We start from the raw sequence: 16,589 nt of genomic DNA on the forward strand, positions 1-16,589 counted from the left end.
GAACGCGCCGCCCTTGCAAACGCTCGACCGAAACCACGTCGTCACCCCCTCTCTCGCTTGGAGAGCGCGGAGCGCTCTCCTGCGCTCGGTCGAGGGTTCCTCGGGCCGCTCGCTCCCTTCGGTCGCTCGCGGTGGGACCGCTTGGTGCTCGCGAGAGTGTTCGACGATCGTGTTCGGTCGACTGAGACGCGCTGACACGCCGCCTTTTTGTCGCGCCGACGTGACCTACCGCTGAATGTCCGTCCGCGACGTCGCCGCCCAGGCCTACCGGGAAGCCCTCCCCGCGCTGGCGGTCAGCGCGGTCGGCGGCCTGTTCGCGGGGCTCGTCCTCGGCGGGATGCGCGGCGAACTCCGGGAGGTCTCGGGGCTGTTGGTGCTGGTGCCGGCGCTGCTGGCGACCCGGGGGAACGTCTACGGCGCGATGGGCGCGAAGCTCTCGACCGCGCTCCACCAGGGGCTCGTCGAGCCGAAAGCGATCCCCGACGACCGACGGGTGTACGCCGCGGTCAGCGCCGCGATGCTCAACGGCGTCGCGATCAGCGTCTTCGCGGCCGGGGTCGCCTACGCGGTGCTGGTCGCGCTGGGTCGCCCGCGGGCGTCGCTGGTCGCGCTCGCGGCCATCGCGCTCGTCGCCGGCGTCCTCTCGGGCATCGCGCTGACGGTCACCGTCGTCGCGGTCGCGTTCGCGGGCTATCGGCGGGGACTTAACCCCGACACGCTGGTCGGGCCGGTCGTCACGACCACCGGCGACGTGTTCGGGATGGCCGCGCTGCTGGCGGCGGTCAGGCTGATACTGGCGCTCGGGGGTGGGTAGATGGCGAACTGGACCGTTCGCGGGATCACCCGGGCGATGCTACCGCTGCTCGTCGTGCTCGCGATCGTCGAGATCGGGAGCGGACTCGTCCTCGACACGTTCGAGGCCGAACTGCTTCGGTACCCCTCCCTGCTGATCCTCGTCCCCGTGATGATCGGCACCGCGGGCAACCTCGGGAGCATTCTGGCCGCGCGGCTCTCGACCGCGTTTCACCTCGGGACGCTGTCGTTCGACCCCGCCGACGACGATCTGGCGGGCAACGCGGTCGCCACGGTCGCGCTCGCGGCCACCGTCTTCCCGATGGTCGGGGTCGGCGCGTGGGGGCTGGCCGCCCTCACGGGCGGCGCGGCGCTGTTCGTCGGTACCGTGGTCGCGGTCTCGGTGATCTCCGGGCTCGCGCTGGCGGTGCTCGCGGTGGTCGTGACCGTCGCCGCGACCTACGCCGCCTATCGGTTCGAACTCGATCCCGACGACGTTGTGATCCCAGTGGTGACGAACGTCTGTGACGTGCTCGGCGTGGTGGTGCTGTTCGTCGTGGTGCGGCTGATAGTGTAGGCGAGCCCCTACGTCACGCCGCCGCCTCGTTTGTCGAACGACTCGTACTCGTCGCCGTCTAACACCGCGCGGAACGCCTCGACCACCTCCCAGACGTCCTCGTAACCGACGTACAGCGGTGACGGACACACCCGGACGACGTTCGGCGGCCGGAAGTCCGCGACGACGCCCCGAGCTTTGAGCGCCTCGGTGATCCGGTAGCCCTCGGGGTGTTCGATCGCGACGTGGCCGCCCCGGCGCTCGGGGTCGCGGGGCGTGCCGACCTCGCATTCGGGCAGGCGTTCGTCGACGAGCGCGACGAGGTAGTCGGTGAGCCCGAGGGACTTCTCGCGGACCGCCTCGACCGCGCCGGCGTCGGTCGCGTCGGCGGCGTCGGCGAACACGTCGAGCGAGCCGGCCAGCGGCGCCGCCGAGAGGACCGGCACGGTGCCGATCTGGTAGGCGCCGGCGTCGGCGGCGGGCGTGTAGGTCGGGTTCATCTCGAACTGCGTCTCCTTCTCGTGGCCCCACCACCCGGCGAGGGCGGGCGTCTCGCCGAAGTGACGCTCGGCGACGTACAGCCCCGCGATCGACCCGGGACCGGCGTTGAGGTACTTGTAGGTACACCAGACCGCAAAGTCCACCCCCGCCGCCGAGAGGTCGTGGGGAACGACGCCGACCGAGTGGGCCAGATCGAAGCCCGCGAGCGCGTCCGCCTCGTGGGCGGCCTCGGTGATCCGCTCGACGTCGAGGAGCTGGCCGCTCCGGTAGAGCACCGAGGGCATGAACACGATGGCGGTGTCGGCACCGATCGCGTCGACGACGTCGGCTTCCTCGATGGTGCGGCCGTCGCGGCTCTCGACGACGGTCAGCGCCTCGTCGGGGTCCCGGCCGCGCTGGCGGAGCTGGGCCCGGATGGCGTAGTGGTCGGTCGGGAAATCGAGGTCGTTTACGACGATCTCGGTTCCGTCGGCGCGGTCGTAGAACGTCCCGATCAGCGTGTGGATGTTGACGGTCGTGGAGTTGGCGACGACGACCTCCTCGTCGGCGGCACCCACGAGCGGCGCGAGCCGGTCGCCGAGGCGCTCGCCGTAGTGGAACCACTCGGGGTCGGCCTCGGTCCACCCGCGGATGGCCAGATCGCGCCACTCGTCGACCGCCGAGTCGAGCGCGTCCTCGGCGTCTGCCGAGAGCAGGCCGAGCGAGTTGCCGTCGACGTACAGCTCGTCGTCGGGGTCGTAAAAGCGGTCCGCGAGGTGCGCCAGCGGGTCTTCGGCGTCCCTGCGGGCCGCGAACGCCGCCCCGGATTCGAACTCTTCCATGCGCGAGTCGAGCGTCGCCGCCGCCATAGTCCTTTACCACGCCGAACGGGTCACCGGATCGGTGGCCGGTGGTCGATCCCGGTCACCCGCGCTCGCCAGTACGGGAGGTCGCCGGCCGGTAGCCGCCACGCGACCGACGCCTCGGTCGGGACGGTCACGCCGTTTCGCTCCCGGTAGCGCCCGAACGAGCCGGTCCACGGCGTCGACTCGAAGCGCCCGTCCGGGAGCCGACGCGGCCGGTCGGCGGTCACGCGCACGATCCGGTCGTCCTCGAAGTGGAACACCGCCGACACGGTGGTCCCCCGGTGATCGACGGTCGCGCGCGCCGACCGGTCGTCGATCGGGTCCCACGCGACGCCCGCCCCGGGCGCCAGCGCGGACGGGAGCCAGACCGCCTCGGCGAGGTACCGCACCAGTTCGCCCTCGTCGAGCTCCGGTGTCGGAGCCGGGTCGGCGACGGCGACGAGCCCGAAGAGCGTCGCCCGGAGCCCGCCCGTGCCCCCGACGTACGAGTCGACGACTCGGACGGGCACGAGCGGCGCCACCTCGATGGCGGCGTCCCAGACGAACCCCGGCGGGCGGACCGCGACGTGGTGGGTCGCGGCGAACGGCTTCCACGCCGATTCGGCGCCGCCGAGCCGGAACTCGCCGCGCTGTCGGAGCCGGGCGGTCCGGACGTGGGACCGGTCGTCCGCGAGCGCATGGTCGAGGTACCGCCGGACGGGGTCTGGCAGGCCCGCGAACTCCTCGGGGGCGACGGCGCGACGGGACCGATCGGCGTCCGCGAGCAGGTCGGCGACGAGCGCCGCGGTCGCGCGCTCGTGGCGCAGTCGGCCCGCCAGCCCGACCGCGGCGGCGCCGACCGCGAGGACGCCCGTCGATTTCAGGAGCGTTCGGAGACCCATACCCCTCGATCGGCGCCCACCGCCAAGAGCGTCTCGGGGCGAACCGACGCCTACTACTTTGACGGTCGGGTGTCTACTCCCGAGCGTGACCGAACCCCTGCAAACCGAACTCGACCCCGAGGCGGTCGCGGTGATCGAAGAGATCGAGGCCGCGGGCGTCCCCGAGTGGTCGGCGCTGTCGGTCGCGGCGGCCCGCCGCGTCGAGGACGAGGTGTTCGCCGGCGACGATCCGCCCGACGTCGACTTCGTCCGGGATCTCGCGATTCCCGGCCCCGAGACGGGAGCCGACGCCGGGGGCGGCGCGGCCGCCGACGGGATTCCGATCCGCGTCTACCGCCACGCCGACCCCGACGACGACCCGCCGGTGCTGGTGTACTACCACGGCGGCGGGTGGGTGGTGGGGACGCTCGACTCGATCGACGGCGTCTGTCGCCGACTCGCCCGCCGCGGGGAGTGTGTCGTGATCTCGGTCGACTACCGGCTCGCGCCCGAACACCCCTTCCCGGCCGCGGTCGAGGACGCAGAGGCCGCCCTCCGGTGGGCCGCGGCCAACGCCGGGGTCTTCGGCGGCGACCCCGACCGACTCGCGGTCGGCGGGACCAGCGCGGGCGGGAACCTCGCGGCCGCGGCCGCGCTCCGGGCGAGCCACGACGCGACTCGGAGCGGCGAGCGGAGACCGACGACCCGCGAGCGAGCGCGCGACGCCGAGGGCCCCGCGCTCGCGCGCCAGTTCCTGCTGTATCCGATCACCGACTACGCGTTCGACACCGATTCCTACGCCGAGAACGGCGACGGGCCGCTGTTGACCGAGCGCGACATGCGGTGGTTCTGGGACAACTACCTCCGGAGCGAGATCGACGGCGCGAACCCCTACGCGTCGCCGCTCCGGGCGCCGGACCTCTCGGAGGTGGCGCCCGCGACGGTGGTGACCGCGGGGTTCGATCCGCTCCGCGACGAGGGGATCGCGTACGCCGACCGGCTCGCGGACGCCGGCGTCGCGGTCCGCCACGACCACTTCCCCGACCAGCCCCACGGCTTTCTCAGCACGAGCGAGTCGGTCGCGGCGGCCGACGCGGCGCTCGACGACCTCGGGCGGGAGCTCCGGTCGCTCTGAGCCTCAGCGCTCGTCGTCGGGAGCCACCGGCTTGCCCTCCTCGGTGGGCGGGGCGACGTGGTCGACGAACGCCTCGACGTCCGGCTCCTCGACCCGAATCCGGACGTGGATGTCCCCGAGCTCGTCGGGGTTGCCCACCGCGAAGTTGACGACGCCCTGGAAGGCGGCCTGCTTTTTGAGGTCGAACGAGAGGGTGTCGCCCCGACGGTTCCCGAACAGCTCTCCGCGCGCGGTGTCGAGGATCTCCTGACGGTGGAGTAGCTCCGAGAAGTGATCGAGCGAGTGGGTCTCGGCGGCGATCTCGCCGTGGCGCTCCTCGACGTCCGCGCCGGGGAAGACGTTGGTGATCGCGTCGGCGATGCGGTCGCCGAGTTCGGTGTCGTTGACCGGCGCGGTGATCTGGACGTCGACGCTGTAGATCACGCCGTGCTCACCTCCTCGAGCGCGTCGACGCCCTCGGTGAGGAGCGTCCGGATCGTCTCCTGAAACGCCGACAGCGAGTCGGTGTTTCGGATCGTCACGTCCGCGCGGGCGATGGCGTCGTCCATCCCGAACCCGCGCTCGCGCTCGTCGCGCTCGCGCAGCGACTCGCCGTCGTCGGTGTTGTCCCGGCCGCGGTCGGTCACGCGGTCGGCCCGGACCTCGTACGGCGCCTCGATGCCGACCAGCGCGAAGTCGTCGCCGAACGCCGACTCGAAGCGTTCGACTTCCACGCCCGACCGGATGCCGTCGACCAGCACGGTGTCGCCGTCTTCGAGCGCCTCCTCGACGACGGGGAGCGAGCGCTGGGCGACCGCGTCCGGGCCGTTCTCCTCGCGGAGTTTGGCCGCGATCTCGCCGTGGTGGTCCGCCGGGTCGAGCCCGCGGTCCCGACACTCCCGGCGGATCACGTCCCCCATCGTCACGACCGGGACCCCGAGTGCTTCGGCGACGGCCGCGGCCTCGCCCTTGCCGCTGCCGGGCAGGCCCACGGTACCGATTACTCTCATTGACGTTGAGTACTGGCGAAGCGCGCTTAAGCGCTGTGTTCCTCCGAGCGAGTCGGTTCGAAACCTAAGCTCTTTTGGCGCTGAGGGAAGTACGGCCTGTCGAGGGCACGTAGCTCAGTCCGGATAGAGCGTCGGACTTCTATCCCGGCCGGTGTCGGCTCGCGGCTCGCCGCCGGGTGGGGAAGACATCCGACGGTCGTGGGTTCAAATCCCATCGTGCCCGCTGATTCTGCCGCGAGCACTCGGCGAGCAATTCAGTTGCTCGCCGCACCGCGAGCGGCGAATCGAGTCGCTCGATGGGGTTTGAACCCTGCCAGTCGCGCGCAACGAAGTGAGCACGCCTGGCGCTGGTTCACAATCCCATCGTGCCCGTCGACCTTTTACTGCGGGCGCACCGGAAGACAAACCGCGTCTTCCGAGCCTTGGCTCGCTTCGCTCGCCAAGACGCCCCGAGAGGCGCGCCCTTGTAAAACGTCGATGAAAAGCCGTCGTCACCCTCTTCGGGGGTTCCTCGGCCTGCTCACTCGCTTCGCTCGTTCGCAGTCGAAAGGCCAGCCCCACCGGACGGCGAATCGCGGCTCGGCTCGTCGCTAGGTCGGCTCGCGACGGGAAGGGTTTCGCTACGAGTTCCGGAAGCCGTTCAGCGCCGATCGGCCCCCGAGCAGCATCGCGACCAGACCGATCCCGATCGCGACGAGCGGCCCGTTCGACTGTTGGTTCTTCAGGAACGCGTCGCCGGGCGATTCGGGGGTCGCGTACGCCGTGACGGTGGCGCCGACCTCGTACTCGTCGACGACGTCGCTCGCGGCGGACTCGGTGTCGTACGACTGTCTCACCGACGCGGGGTAGACGTTCTGTGAGGTGTACGATTCGCCTCGATACGCGTACTCGAACCGAACGACGGGGTAGTGTTCGACGCCCGTACTCGACCCCGAGCCGTCCGACTCGACGCCGGTCTCGGCGATCGTCGCGTTCACCGGGACCGCGGCGTCGATCGCCTGTCGCTGCTGGAGGTGATCGTAGCCGCCGTAGCCCGCGACGGCCACACCGACGAGGAGGACCAGCAGTCCGCCCCGAACGGGGTCGATTTCCCGGCCGCCCACGGTGATACTCGAATCGGGAGCCACACCCGTCGGTTTACGGGAGCGACTGATAGACCCACCGGAGACGACGAGTGGCTTCTCGGCCCCGGGACACTTCGTGCCCCCACCACCTCCGGCACGCGGCGACCGCAGAACAGAAAGCTTACACGGGCCTCGCGGGACGACGCCGACATGTCCAGCCCTCCAGTCTCGGACCCCCAGTATCGGTACGGCGTCGCGACGCTCGAATGGGCGCGCGAAGAGCAGGCGACGCTCGACGAGTGGTCGACTCGACGCGCCGACCCCCACCGTGTGCGGGCGGCGCTGTTGACCGAGTGGCTCGGGAACCTGCGGGATCGCCTGCTCGACTGAGCGGGGGTCTCAGAGGAGTTCGCCCACGTCCTGGATCGCGGACCGACAGAACGGACACCGGTAGTTCGTCTGGAAGTCGTTGTGCTGGGCCACGGTCCGGGTTTCGAGCTCGTGCATGGCGATACTGCGACCGCAGTCGGGACACGATACCTTCGTCACGAGGCGTGTGTCTACACCACACACACTTAAACTCCACTGTAAGTCAGGGAAACAAACCACTTTCCCGAGCAGTCCGCCCGGGCGACGGCGTTACGCCTCGAAGCCGTCCTCGAACCGGAACGTCCCGTCGCGCTGGACGACCTCGCCGTCGACCTCGATGTAGGAGTCCTCGGACATGTCGACGATCATGTCGACGTGGACCGCCGACTCGTTGCCCGACTCGCCCTCGGGGAGACAGGCCTCGTAGGCCCGACCCACCGCGAGGTGGACCGTATCGCCCATCTTCTCGTCGAACAGCATGTTGTAGGTGAACCGGTCGATGTCGCGGTTCATCCCGATACCGAGTTCGCCGAGTCGGCGGGCGCCCTCGTCGGTGTTCAGCACCTCGGTCAGGACGTCCTCGTTTTTGCTCGCGGCGTGCTCGACGACCTCGCCGTCCTCGAACCGGAGCCGGGCGTCCTCGACCTCGTGGCCCTGATGGATCAGGGGTTTGTCGAAAAGCACCTCGCCCTCGACCGAGTCGGCGACCGGCGCGGTGAACACCTCGCCGCCCGGGAGGTTGTTGGTCGCCTGATCGTTGATCGTGGTCATCCCGTCGACGCTCAGCCGGAGGTCGGTCGTCTCGCCGCTAACGATCCGGACCTCCTCGGCGGGGTCGAGGATCTCGACCATCTGGTCCTGGAACTCCCGCTGGGCGTCCCAGTCCTTGTCGATGGCCGACCAGACGAACTGCTCGTACTCGGGGGTCGACATCTCGGCGTTCTGGGCGTCGGCGGGCGCGGGGAACTGGGTGAGCACCCACGTCGTGTCGAGGATCTCCTCGCGGATCGGACTGTGGGACTTCCGGAACGCCGACATGGTCTGGGAGGGGACCGCGCTCATGTCGGCGACGTTGTCGTGAGCCCGGACGTGGATCCACACGTCGGCGGCCTCGGCGAGCGCGAGCTCGTGGTCGGGCGCGTCGAGGGCGTCGGCGTCGGCCGCCCGGAGGAACGCCGCGCGGGTGGCGTCCTGCCGGCCGGCGACGTGGAGCGGGAACGCCTCGCGCTCGCCGACGACCTCACAGAGCGCGAGCGTGAGGTCTTCGGCCGCGGGCGGGGCGCTGACGACGACGTTGTCTCCGGCCTCGACTTCGGTGGAGTGGTCGACGACGACTTCGGCGTGCTTTCGGATCCGCGGGTCCATACCCGAACGTCTGGTGAGCCGGCCAAACCGCTTTCGGTCTCGAACGGCTTGCGGGCATCACCGAGTATTTGGCGCGGGACGCGAAAGGGAGACGTATGACAGACCTGCGGAGCGACACGGTGACGATGCCCGACGACCGGATGCGGGAGGCGGCCCGCGACGCCGAGGTCGGCGACGACGTGTACCGCGAGGACCCGACGGTCAACGAACTCGAAGCCCGCGCGGCCGACCTCGTGGGGATGGAGGCGGCCCTCTACGTCCCGACCGGGACGATGGGCAACCAGATCGCGATCCGGACCCACACCGACCGCGGTCAGGAGATCCTCACCGAGCGCGAGAGCCACGTCGTCAAGTGGGAGCTGGGCGGCATCGCACAGCTCTCGGAGCTACAGGTCCGCACCCTCGACGGCGGCGAGCGCGGGATCCCGACGCCCGAACAGGTCCGCGAGGAGTACGTCGAAGAGGACCTCCACCGCCCCGGCACCGGGCTTGTCGCGGTCGAGAACACCCACAACAGCAAGGGCGGGGTCGCCATCGCGCCCGAGAAGATCGACGCCGTCGCCGAGGCCGCCCACGAGCGGGACGTGCCGGTCCACCTCGACGGCGCGCGGGTGATGAACGCCGCGGTCGCCAACGACGTCGCCCCCGAGCGGATGGTCGAGAGCGTCGACTCGGTGATGTTCTGTCTCTCGAAGGGGCTTGGCGCGCCGGTCGGATCGGTGGTCGCGGGCACCGAGGCGTTCATCGAGCGGGCCCGCCGGACCCGGAAGCTGTTCGGCGGCGGGATGCGTCAGGCCGGCGTGATCGCCGCGCCGGGGCTGGTCGCGCTCGAAAACGTCGACCGGCTCGCCGAGGACCACGAGAACGCCCGCGCGCTCGCCGACCGGCTCGCCGAGATCGAGGGGCTCGGCGTACAGGAACCCGAGACGAACATCGTGCTCGTGGACACGGAGCAGACGGGACTGACCGCCGAGGAGTTCCTCGAGACCGCCGCCGACGCCGGCGTCCGGGGCGTCGAGTTCGACACCCACGTCGCGCGGTTCTGCACTCACTGGGACGTCGACCGCGAGGACGTGGTCGAGGCGGCCGAACGCGTCGGCGAGGCGCTCGAAGGCTGAGTCGGCCTCGGGCGCCCGGTCGAGTCGACCCGACGCGGTGACGCCCGGCGGACCCGACCGCTCTCAGCTGTTCTCCATGCCTTCCCGAAAGCTCGTCACGGTCCGGCGGATGAACAGGTACATGAACAGCACGAACCCGAGCAAGAGGGCGACGAAGCCGACGACGATCGGGTTGTTGTAGACGAACTCCATACGCGTACCATCCGGTCGGCCGCTCAAATTCGTTTCGACGCCGAAGGTTCGACGCTTGACAACATTCATTTGCCGGGGGTGAGTATCCGCCGACATGGCTGACCTGCTGCCCTCCACTTCGGACGCGACCGCCTCGCAGTCGGCCGAACCGCGGGTCATCGGCGTCGACAGCGACGACGCCGACGACCTCCTCGGCGCCCTCTCGTCGTCGACCGCCCGCGAACTGCTCGCCGCGCTCCACGAGGACCCTGCCACGCCCTCGGCGCTCGCCGAGGAGATCGACACCTCCCTCCAGAACGCCCAGTACCACCTCGGCAACCTCGAAGACGCCGACGTGATCGAGGTCGTCGACACCGTCTACTCCGAGAAGGGCCGGGAGATGAGCGTCTACGCCCCGACCGATCAGCCGCTGGTGGTGTTCGCGGGCAACGAGGAGGAGACCAGCGGGCTGAAGGCGGCGCTCTCGCGGCTCCTCGGCGCGTTCGGCGCGCTCGGACTCCTCAGCCTCGCGGTCCAGACCGCCGTCGGCGACGGCCTCCCGTTCGTCGGCGAGTCCGGGAGCGAGACGACCGGCCAGCCGAGCGGGATGTCGATCCAGTCGACCGACGCGGGCCGCCAGACCGCGGAGGCGGCGAGCAACGCGGTTCCGCCCGGCCTCCTGTTTTTCGCCGGCGGTGCGCTCGTCCTCGCGCTCGGGTTCGCGTGGTGGTACTACGCGAACGGCCGGAGTGACTAAAACGCGTCTTTGAGCTTACGGGAGCTACTTGATACGGCGGCGCGTAGGTGTGAGTGCACCGCCCCGCTTCGGCCCTCCATCCGACGCCGAACGGCCGTTCGGCGCCGATATCCGAGCCGCCGACCGACTCCCGCGAGCGCTATTCTACGCGAAACTCCTCGATCACCGAGCCGTCCCGGTGGCGGATCTCGCCGTCGAGCCCGCCGTCGGCGGGCCGGAGCTCGGCGTGGGTCGGGAGACCGCCCCGCGGGCGAGCGTGACTGCCGGGGTTGAGCAAGAGCACCTCGTCGGCCTCGGAGACCGCGTGGCGATGCGAGTGGCCGAACACGACCACGTCGGCGGCCTGCTGGCGCCCGAGCAACGAGAGGCCGGTCGCCCCCCGGTCGTCGCCGTGGGTCAGGACGAACCGGACGCCCTCGGCCTCGAAGGTGCGCTCTGCGGGCAGGCGATCGCGGACCCCCGGCGCGGCGTTGTTGCCGTAGACGCCGTGGAGGCGATCGCTGGCGGCCTCGAAGGCGTCGAGGGCCGCCTCGTTCAGGAAGTCCCCGGCGTGGACGACGAGGTCGGCGGCCTCGACCGCCTCGGCGGCGCGTCCGGTCAGTTCGTGGCCCGAGCGACTGTGGGTGTCCGAGACGACGGTTATCATGGGTCGACGTACGGGCGGACGGGTCCTGAGCGTTTCCGTCCGGACTCGCCGACCGTCGGTGCCGGCTCCCACCGCGTCTTCGGGGTCGGACTGCAACCAGATTCTTACCGCGCGCCAGAGAAGTGGGGACGATGGCCGAAAGCAAATCTGTCGTCGTCGCCGCGCTGATAGCCAACGGAGCGATCGCCATCCTGAAGTTCGGTGGCTTTCTCCTGACAGGAAGCGCCGCGATGCTCTCGGAGACGTACCACTCGATCTCGGACACGGGCAATCAGGTGTTTTTACTCGTCGGGCTCCGGTTCAGCGGCCGGGACGCCAGCCGCGGCCACCCCTTCGGCTACGGGAAAGCCGAGTTCTTCTACAGCTTTCTGGTGAGCGTGTTCCTGTTCGGCATCGCCGGGTGGGAGAGCGCCAAACACGGCTACGACGCCATCATGCACCCCCATCCGGTCGAGCAGGGGCCGGTGACCCTGCTCGGCGCGACGTTCCCGGCGGTCTGGGTCAACTACGCCGTCTTGGCCGGCGCGATCGCGTTCGAGAGCTACGCGCTCAAGAAGGCGTGGGAGGGGATGAACGCAGACATCGACCAGCACGGCTGGAGCGGGCTGGGCGAGGCGTTCCGGAAGACGAGCAACGTGACGACGCTGACCGCGTTCACCGAGGACACCATCGCGCTTGTCGGGGCGGGGCTCGCGCTGTTCGGGGTGTATCTCTCGAGAGCCACCGGGAACCCGCTGTACGACGCCGTCTCCGCGCTGTTGATCGGGCTCATGCTGATGGGCTTCGCGCTGGCGCTGGCGTGGGAGAACAAGCGCCTCCTGCTCGGCGAGAGCCTCCCGAAAGACGACGAGCGCGAACTCCGAGACGTCATCGAAGGCTGGGACGGCGTCGACGGCATCGTCGACTTCCGGAGCGTCTACTTCGGGCCCGAGGAGGTGCTGATCGCGGCCGACGTCACCTTCGAGAACGGTTTCGACACGGGCGGGATTGACGACAGCATCACCGGACTGGAGGAGGCGCTGAAGGAGGCGAACCCGAGCATCTTCAAAGTGTACATCGAGCCCGAGAGGTAGCGTCCGACCCGGACTTCCGCCCCGGAGCGAGACTTTAAACCCCAAGCCCCGCAAATCACCTCCCGTGGCAGAGACCAACGGGTACATGCAGTTTTTCCCCTACGAGGAGCCGTACGCCAACCAGCGCGAGGCGATGGACCGCATTTACAACGCCTTCGCCCGGGGGCAGGACGTGCTGTTCGAGGGGGCCTGCGGGACGGGCAAGACGCTGTCGTCGCTGGTGCCCGCACTGGAGTACGCCCGCGAGGAGGACAAGACGGTCGTCATCACGACCAACGTCCACCAGCAGATGCGCCAGTTCGTCGAGGAGGCACGCGAGATCACCACCGAGGAGTCGATCCGGGCGGTCGTCTTCCGGGGGAAGGGGTCGATGTGCCACATCGACGTGGGCTTCGAGGAGTGTCAGGTCCTGCGGGACAACACCTACGAAGTGGTCGACAAAGAGCGGGACCTGCGGGAGCTCGAAGCCCGCCAGGAGGAGCTACTCGAAGCGAGCCGGGAGGGCGACGACCGCGCCGCCGAGGCCCGGAGTGCGGTCATGGACGAGCTCGAACAGGTCGAAGAGACCCTGGAAGGACTCGAAGACACGAACACCTGCGAGTACTATTACAACAACCTCGTCGGCGACAACGAGGCGTTCTACTCGTGGCTCTACGACGACGTGCGCACGCCCGACGACATCTACGACTACGCCGAGCGCCAGCACCTCTGTGGCTACGAGCTACTGAAAGACGGGATGGAGGGGGTCGATCTGGTCGTCTGCAACTACCACCACCTCCTCGATCCGATGATCCGCGAGCAGTTCTTCCGGTGGCTCGGCCGGGACCCGGAGGACGTCATCACCATCTTCGACGAGGCCCACAACGTCGAGGGGACCGCCCGCGAACACGCCAGTCGCACCCTCACGGAGAACACCCTCGACTCGGCGCTCGACGAACTACAGGACTCGGACGACGCCCGAAGCGAGCCCGCATACAACGTCATCGCGGCGTTCCGGCGCGCGCTCGAAGAGACCTACGAGGACGCGTTCGGATTTGGCGACCGCGAGGAGGTCGACGGCACCTGGGAGGACGTCTCCATCTCGAACGAGGACAAACGCGACGACCTCACGCTCAACTTCCTCCAGCAGTACACCGGGAAGGGCATCGACACCGAGCTCGAACTCGCGATCCACCTCGGCCGCGAACTCGACGAGGAGTACGAGGAGGCGTACAAGGACGGCGAGGCGACCACCCGTCAAGAGTGTCAGACCCTCCGGGCCGCCGAGTTCGTCCGGGACTTCATGGACGAGAGCGCCGATCTGGGCCAGTATCCGGTGGTCTCGGTCCGGCGCGACGAGGCCACCGACGAGGTGTACGGTCGGGCGGAGCTGTACACCTGCATCCCGCGGGAGGTGACCGCGGAGCTGTTCTCGGAGGTGTACGCGACGGTGCTGATGAGCGCGACCCTCCGGCCGTTCGACGTGATCGGGGACGTGCTCGGGCTCGAAGACCCCGTCTCGCTGGCCTACGGGCTCCAGTTCCCCGAGGAGAACCGCCGGACGTTCGCGGTCGAGAGCCCCGCGCTGTTTTCGAGCGAGCGCGACGACCCCGAGACTCAGGCCACGATCGCGGGCGTCCTCGAAGACGCCGTAGAGTTTACCGCCGGGAACAGCCTGCTTTTCTTCCCGAGCTACGCCGAGGCCAAGCGCTACCACGAGCGCCTCGCCCGCGAAACCGACGCCGCCCTCTACATGGACGAGCCCGGCACGTCCGTCGAGGAGCTCCGCCGAGAGTTCGTCGACGACGACGGGGCGGCGCTTTTCACCTCGCTGTGGGGGACGCTGGCGGAGGGCGTGAGCTTCGACGGCGACGACGCCCGGACCGTGGTGGTGGTCGGGGTTCCGTACCCCCATCTCAGCGACCGGATGGAGGCGGTCCAGGAGGCCTACGACCGGACGTTCGCCGACCGGTCGGGCCGCGATTCGGGGTGGGAGTACGCGGTCGAGATCCCGACGATCCGCAAGACCCGCCAAGCGCTCGGGCGCGTGATCCGGTCGCCCGAGGACTTCGGCGTCCGAGTGCTCGTCGACAAGCGCTACACCGAGGCGGGCCGGAGAGAGATGGGCAAGTACGGCGTCCGCGAGACGTTCCCGTCCGAAGAACGCGGCGAGATGATCGACATCGAACCCGAGAAACTGAAGTTCGCGATGCTGAACTTCTACGGTGACAGGGACGCGTGGGCGGGCGCGCCGCCGACGCCGTGACGGCGGGCGAGGACGCGTCGACCGCCCGCGAGCGAGTCGACGTTCAGGCGGGCAGGGAGAACTCGGTGACCGTCTCGGCGTACGTCGCATCCCACAACAGCAGTTTCGAGACGGTCCAGCTCACGGGCTCGACGTCGCGGGCGGCGAGGCGCTCGGCGTCGGCGACCGAACCGCCCCGCGCCAGCGTGACGTGCGGTGAGTAGTCCTCGCCCTCCAGATCTTCGATGGCCGAGAACGCCTCGACCAGCTGGTCGTGGAGCCGCCACAACCCGGGGCTCTCGACGTCGAAGTAGACGACCGGACCCTCACCCCGGGTCGGATACTCGAAGTAGTCGATGCCCGAGATCTGAATCTCGAAGGCGGGCGCGCCCGCGAGCGCTGTCCGGAGCTGTTCGCGCAGGCGCGGGACGCCGCCGGCGGGCGCGTCGCCGAGGCGCTTGCAGACGAGGGTGTGGTGGTCTCGGATCGCCTCGAAGCCGAGGAGCGCGGGCCGGAGCTCCTCGGCGAGGCGCTCGACCGACCCCGGAACCGGGACGCTGACGCTGTACACGTCTCACACGTCGGTGAGCGTCGCACAAAGGAATAGCGGTTCGGACGGGTCGCTCGGAGTCGTGTCGAAAGAGTTTAAACCCCTTGGGGCTGTTGTAACTGGTAATGACGCGGACTCGCGGCTCGGGCGCGCTCGCTCTCTCCGAGAGCCGCGAGTCCGTCACCGTCTTCGCGCCGCGACGACCGGGGCGTCTTTAGCCCCACTACTACTTACTCCACCGATCTGACGGCGTTTCGCTTCCGAGGCGGCCGGTATCGTCCGTAAACTACCAGTCACAGACACACACCACACACCCATACATGTCAGGAACATCCAAAGTCGCGCTCGCCTTCTCGGGCGGGCTCGACACCACCGTTTGCGTCCCACTGCTCGAAGAGGAGTACGACTACGACGAAGTAATCGGCGTCACCGTCGACGTCGGCCAGCCCGCCGAGGAGTTCGACGAGGCCGAGGAGACCGCCGAGGCGCTCGGGCTCGACCACTACGTCGTCGACGCCAAGGCCGAGTTCGCCGACCTCTGTCTCGACGCGGTCACCGCCAACGCGACCTACCAGACCTACCCGCTCGGGACCGCGCTGGCGCGTCCGATCATCGCCGAGGCGATCCTCGGCGTCGCCGAGGACGAGGGCTGTGACGCCGTCGCCCACGGCTGTACCGGGAAGGGCAACGACCAGCTCCGGTTCGAGGCCGTCTGGCGCGACTCGGACCTCGAAGTGATCGCGCCGGTCCGCGAACTCGGACTCACCCGCGAGTGGGAGATGGAGTACGCCGACGAGAAGGGCCTGCCCGTCGAGGGCGGCAACGAGGGCGACTGGTCGATCGACACCAACCTCTGGAGCCGGTCGGTCGAGGGCGCGAACCTCGAAGACCCCGGCTACGTCCCGCCCGAGGACATCTACGAGTGGACCGACACGCCCGGCGGGAAGGACGTCGAGACGATCGAGCTCACGTTCGAGGACGGCTACCCCGTCGCGCTCGACGGCCAGGAGATCGACCCGGTCGAGCTGATCGAGACGCTCAACGACCTCGCGGGGAGCCACGGCGTGGGTCGGACCGACATGATGGAAGACCGCATGCTCGGGCTGAAGGTGCGCGAGAACTACGAACACCCCGCGGCGACGACACTTCTCAACGCCCACGAGGCCCTCGAAGGGCTGGTGCTCACCAAAGAGGAACGCGAGTTCAAACAACAGGTCGACCACCAGTGGGCCGAGAAGGCCTATCAGGGACTGCTGTCGGCGCCGCTCGTGGACGCGCTCGACGGGTTCGTCGCACAGACCCAGACGAAGGTCACGGGCACCGTCACGGTGAAGTTCGAGGGCGGGCAGGCGCGCCCGGTCGGTCGCGAGAGCGAGTACGCGGTGTACTCCGAATCGGCCGCCTCGTTCAACACCGAGTCGGTCGACGGGATCGCCCAAGAGGACGCGACCGGCGTGGCGAAGTACCACGGCTTCCAGTCGCGGCTCGCGAACGAGGTGACCGCCGACGCCGAGGCGAAGAAGGCCGAACTGCTCGCCGACGGGAACGGCGAGGCGACCGAGGAGGACCAGTAG

General features: G+C 69.3%; 18 protein-coding genes and 1 tRNA gene. 10 read left to right on the forward strand and 9 right to left on the reverse strand.

Annotated features, from left to right (window positions below; genetic code table 11):
- Nucleotides 1-235: 235 nt before the first annotated feature.
- The gene (locus EPL04_RS09775) at nucleotides 236-814 is read left to right on the forward strand and encodes a magnesium transporter (protein ID WP_134671155.1); all 579 of its coding nucleotides are present in this window, start codon (nucleotides 236-238) and stop codon (nucleotides 812-814) included.
- Nucleotides 815-1,369, forward strand: a complete 555-nt coding sequence (locus EPL04_RS09780) for a magnesium transporter (protein ID WP_134671156.1) — start codon at nucleotides 815-817, stop codon at nucleotides 1,367-1,369.
- An 8-nt stretch (nucleotides 1,370-1,377) separates the two neighbouring features.
- Here the strand turns inward: EPL04_RS09780 and kynU are convergent, their stop codons facing one another.
- Nucleotides 1,378-2,670, reverse strand: coding sequence for a kynureninase (kynU, locus tag EPL04_RS09785; RefSeq protein WP_134671157.1), 1,293 nt, complete (start codon nucleotides 2,668-2,670; stop codon nucleotides 1,378-1,380).
- Between the two features lie 50 nt (nucleotides 2,671-2,720).
- Nucleotides 2,721-3,575, reverse strand: a complete 855-nt coding sequence (locus EPL04_RS09790; RefSeq protein ID WP_134671158.1) for a DUF6544 family protein — start codon at nucleotides 3,573-3,575, stop codon at nucleotides 2,721-2,723.
- An 85-nt stretch (nucleotides 3,576-3,660) separates the two neighbouring features.
- Between EPL04_RS09790 and EPL04_RS09795 the strand changes: the two genes are divergently transcribed.
- On the forward strand, nucleotides 3,661-4,689 hold the full coding sequence (locus EPL04_RS09795) for an alpha/beta hydrolase (RefSeq protein ID WP_244605533.1): 1,029 nt from the start codon (nucleotides 3,661-3,663) through the stop codon (nucleotides 4,687-4,689).
- Between the two features lie 3 nt (nucleotides 4,690-4,692).
- On the opposite strand, the gene EPL04_RS09800 is transcribed toward EPL04_RS09795, so the two are convergent.
- Together EPL04_RS09800 and EPL04_RS09805 are read right to left on the reverse strand one after the other, a co-directional pair.
- On the reverse strand, nucleotides 4,693-5,112 hold the full coding sequence (locus EPL04_RS09800) for an RNA-binding domain-containing protein (protein WP_134671159.1): 420 nt from the start codon (nucleotides 5,110-5,112) through the stop codon (nucleotides 4,693-4,695).
- Nucleotides 5,109-5,678: an AAA family ATPase gene (locus tag EPL04_RS09805; protein WP_134671160.1), complete on the reverse strand. Its 570-nt coding sequence runs from the start codon at nucleotides 5,676-5,678 to the stop codon at nucleotides 5,109-5,111. Before EPL04_RS09805 ends, EPL04_RS09800 begins: the two co-directional genes overlap by 4 nt.
- 103 nt (nucleotides 5,679-5,781) lie before the next feature.
- Between EPL04_RS09805 and EPL04_RS09810 the strand changes: the two genes are divergently transcribed.
- Nucleotides 5,782-5,901 (forward strand) — tRNA-Arg (locus EPL04_RS09810).
- A gap of 397 nt (nucleotides 5,902-6,298) precedes the next feature.
- Here EPL04_RS09810 and EPL04_RS09815 read toward each other — a convergent pair.
- Complete coding sequence (locus EPL04_RS09815) at nucleotides 6,299-6,805, reverse strand: DUF3592 domain-containing protein (protein WP_134671161.1); 507 nt, start codon at nucleotides 6,803-6,805, stop codon at nucleotides 6,299-6,301.
- 147 nt (nucleotides 6,806-6,952) lie between these two features.
- On the opposite strand from EPL04_RS09815, the gene EPL04_RS09820 reads away from it, so the two are divergent.
- On the forward strand, nucleotides 6,953-7,132 hold the full coding sequence (locus tag EPL04_RS09820) for a hypothetical protein (protein ID WP_134671162.1): 180 nt from the start codon (nucleotides 6,953-6,955) through the stop codon (nucleotides 7,130-7,132).
- A gap of 249 nt (nucleotides 7,133-7,381) precedes the next feature.
- Here EPL04_RS09820 and EPL04_RS09825 read toward each other — a convergent pair whose 3' ends face one another.
- Nucleotides 7,382-8,476: an aminopeptidase gene (locus EPL04_RS09825; RefSeq protein ID WP_134671163.1), complete on the reverse strand. Its 1,095-nt coding sequence runs from the start codon at nucleotides 8,474-8,476 to the stop codon at nucleotides 7,382-7,384.
- Between the two features lie 95 nt (nucleotides 8,477-8,571).
- On the opposite strand from EPL04_RS09825, the gene EPL04_RS09830 reads away from it, so the two are divergent.
- Nucleotides 8,572-9,594 carry a threonine aldolase family protein gene (locus EPL04_RS09830; RefSeq protein WP_134671164.1) on the forward strand — a complete coding sequence of 341 codons (1,023 nt, stop codon included), beginning with the start codon at nucleotides 8,572-8,574 and terminating at the stop codon, nucleotides 9,592-9,594.
- Between the two features lie 63 nt (nucleotides 9,595-9,657).
- Here the strand turns inward: EPL04_RS09830 and EPL04_RS19330 are convergent, their stop codons facing one another.
- A complete protein-coding gene (locus EPL04_RS19330; protein ID WP_280177964.1) occupies nucleotides 9,658-9,786 on the reverse strand; it encodes a DUF7859 family protein in 129 nt (42 codons plus the stop codon).
- Nucleotides 9,787-9,880: 94 nt separating this feature from the next.
- Here EPL04_RS19330 and EPL04_RS09835 point away from each other — a divergent pair, with 94 nt between their 5' ends.
- Nucleotides 9,881-10,522, forward strand: a complete 642-nt coding sequence (locus EPL04_RS09835; protein WP_134671165.1) for an ArsR/SmtB family transcription factor — start codon at nucleotides 9,881-9,883, stop codon at nucleotides 10,520-10,522.
- Between the two features lie 139 nt (nucleotides 10,523-10,661).
- Here the strand turns inward: EPL04_RS09835 and EPL04_RS09840 are convergent, their stop codons facing one another.
- Nucleotides 10,662-11,168 carry a metallophosphoesterase gene (locus EPL04_RS09840; protein WP_134671166.1) on the reverse strand — a complete coding sequence of 169 codons (507 nt, stop codon included), beginning with the start codon at nucleotides 11,166-11,168 and terminating at the stop codon, nucleotides 10,662-10,664.
- Between the two features lie 131 nt (nucleotides 11,169-11,299).
- On the opposite strand from EPL04_RS09840, the gene EPL04_RS09845 reads away from it, so the two are divergent.
- Both EPL04_RS09845 and EPL04_RS09850 read left to right on the forward strand, forming a co-directional pair.
- Nucleotides 11,300-12,241 (forward strand): cation diffusion facilitator family transporter, encoded by a 942-nt coding sequence (locus tag EPL04_RS09845; RefSeq protein WP_134671167.1) that lies wholly within the window; start codon nucleotides 11,300-11,302, stop codon nucleotides 12,239-12,241.
- Nucleotides 12,242-12,305: 64 nt separating this feature from the next.
- On the forward strand, nucleotides 12,306-14,486 hold the full coding sequence (locus EPL04_RS09850; protein ID WP_134671168.1) for an ATP-dependent DNA helicase: 2,181 nt from the start codon (nucleotides 12,306-12,308) through the stop codon (nucleotides 14,484-14,486).
- Between the two features lie 43 nt (nucleotides 14,487-14,529).
- Here the strand turns inward: EPL04_RS09850 and EPL04_RS09855 are convergent, their stop codons facing one another.
- On the reverse strand, nucleotides 14,530-15,036 hold the full coding sequence (locus tag EPL04_RS09855; protein ID WP_134671169.1) for a 2'-5' RNA ligase family protein: 507 nt from the start codon (nucleotides 15,034-15,036) through the stop codon (nucleotides 14,530-14,532).
- 299 nt (nucleotides 15,037-15,335) lie between these two features.
- Between EPL04_RS09855 and EPL04_RS09860 the strand changes: the two genes are divergently transcribed.
- Entirely contained in the window at nucleotides 15,336-16,589 is a 1,254-nt protein-coding gene (locus EPL04_RS09860) for an argininosuccinate synthase (RefSeq protein ID WP_134671170.1), read from the forward strand.

This window comes from Halorussus marinus (genome assembly GCF_004521895.1).
GTDB classification, from domain to species: domain Archaea; phylum Halobacteriota; class Halobacteria; order Halobacteriales; family Haladaptataceae; genus Halorussus; species Halorussus marinus.

Coding starts and splice junctions, on each gene's coding strand:
- EPL04_RS09775 (WP_134671155.1), top strand. CDS start 236: ATGTCCGTCCGCGACGTCGCCGCCCAGGCCTACCGGGAAGCCCTCCCC.
- EPL04_RS09780 (WP_134671156.1), top strand. CDS start 815: ATGGCGAACTGGACCGTTCGCGGGATCACCCGGGCGATGCTACCGCTG.
- kynU (WP_134671157.1), bottom strand. CDS start 2,670: ATGGAAGAGTTCGAATCCGGGGCGGCGTTCGCGGCCCGCAGGGACGCC.
- EPL04_RS09790 (WP_134671158.1), bottom strand. CDS start 3,575: ATGGGTCTCCGAACGCTCCTGAAATCGACGGGCGTCCTCGCGGTCGGC.
- EPL04_RS09805 (WP_134671160.1), bottom strand. CDS start 5,678: ATGAGAGTAATCGGTACCGTGGGCCTGCCCGGCAGCGGCAAGGGCGAG.
- EPL04_RS09820 (WP_134671162.1), top strand. CDS start 6,953: ATGTCCAGCCCTCCAGTCTCGGACCCCCAGTATCGGTACGGCGTCGCG.
- EPL04_RS09825 (WP_134671163.1), bottom strand. CDS start 8,476: ATGGACCCGCGGATCCGAAAGCACGCCGAAGTCGTCGTCGACCACTCC.
- EPL04_RS09830 (WP_134671164.1), top strand. CDS start 8,572: ATGACAGACCTGCGGAGCGACACGGTGACGATGCCCGACGACCGGATG.
- EPL04_RS19330 (WP_280177964.1), bottom strand. CDS start 9,786: ATGGAGTTCGTCTACAACAACCCGATCGTCGTCGGCTTCGTCGCCCTC.
- EPL04_RS09835 (WP_134671165.1), top strand. CDS start 9,881: ATGGCTGACCTGCTGCCCTCCACTTCGGACGCGACCGCCTCGCAGTCG.
- EPL04_RS09840 (WP_134671166.1), bottom strand. CDS start 11,168: ATGATAACCGTCGTCTCGGACACCCACAGTCGCTCGGGCCACGAACTG.
- EPL04_RS09845 (WP_134671167.1), top strand. CDS start 11,300: ATGGCCGAAAGCAAATCTGTCGTCGTCGCCGCGCTGATAGCCAACGGA.
- EPL04_RS09860 (WP_134671170.1), top strand. CDS start 15,336: ATGTCAGGAACATCCAAAGTCGCGCTCGCCTTCTCGGGCGGGCTCGAC.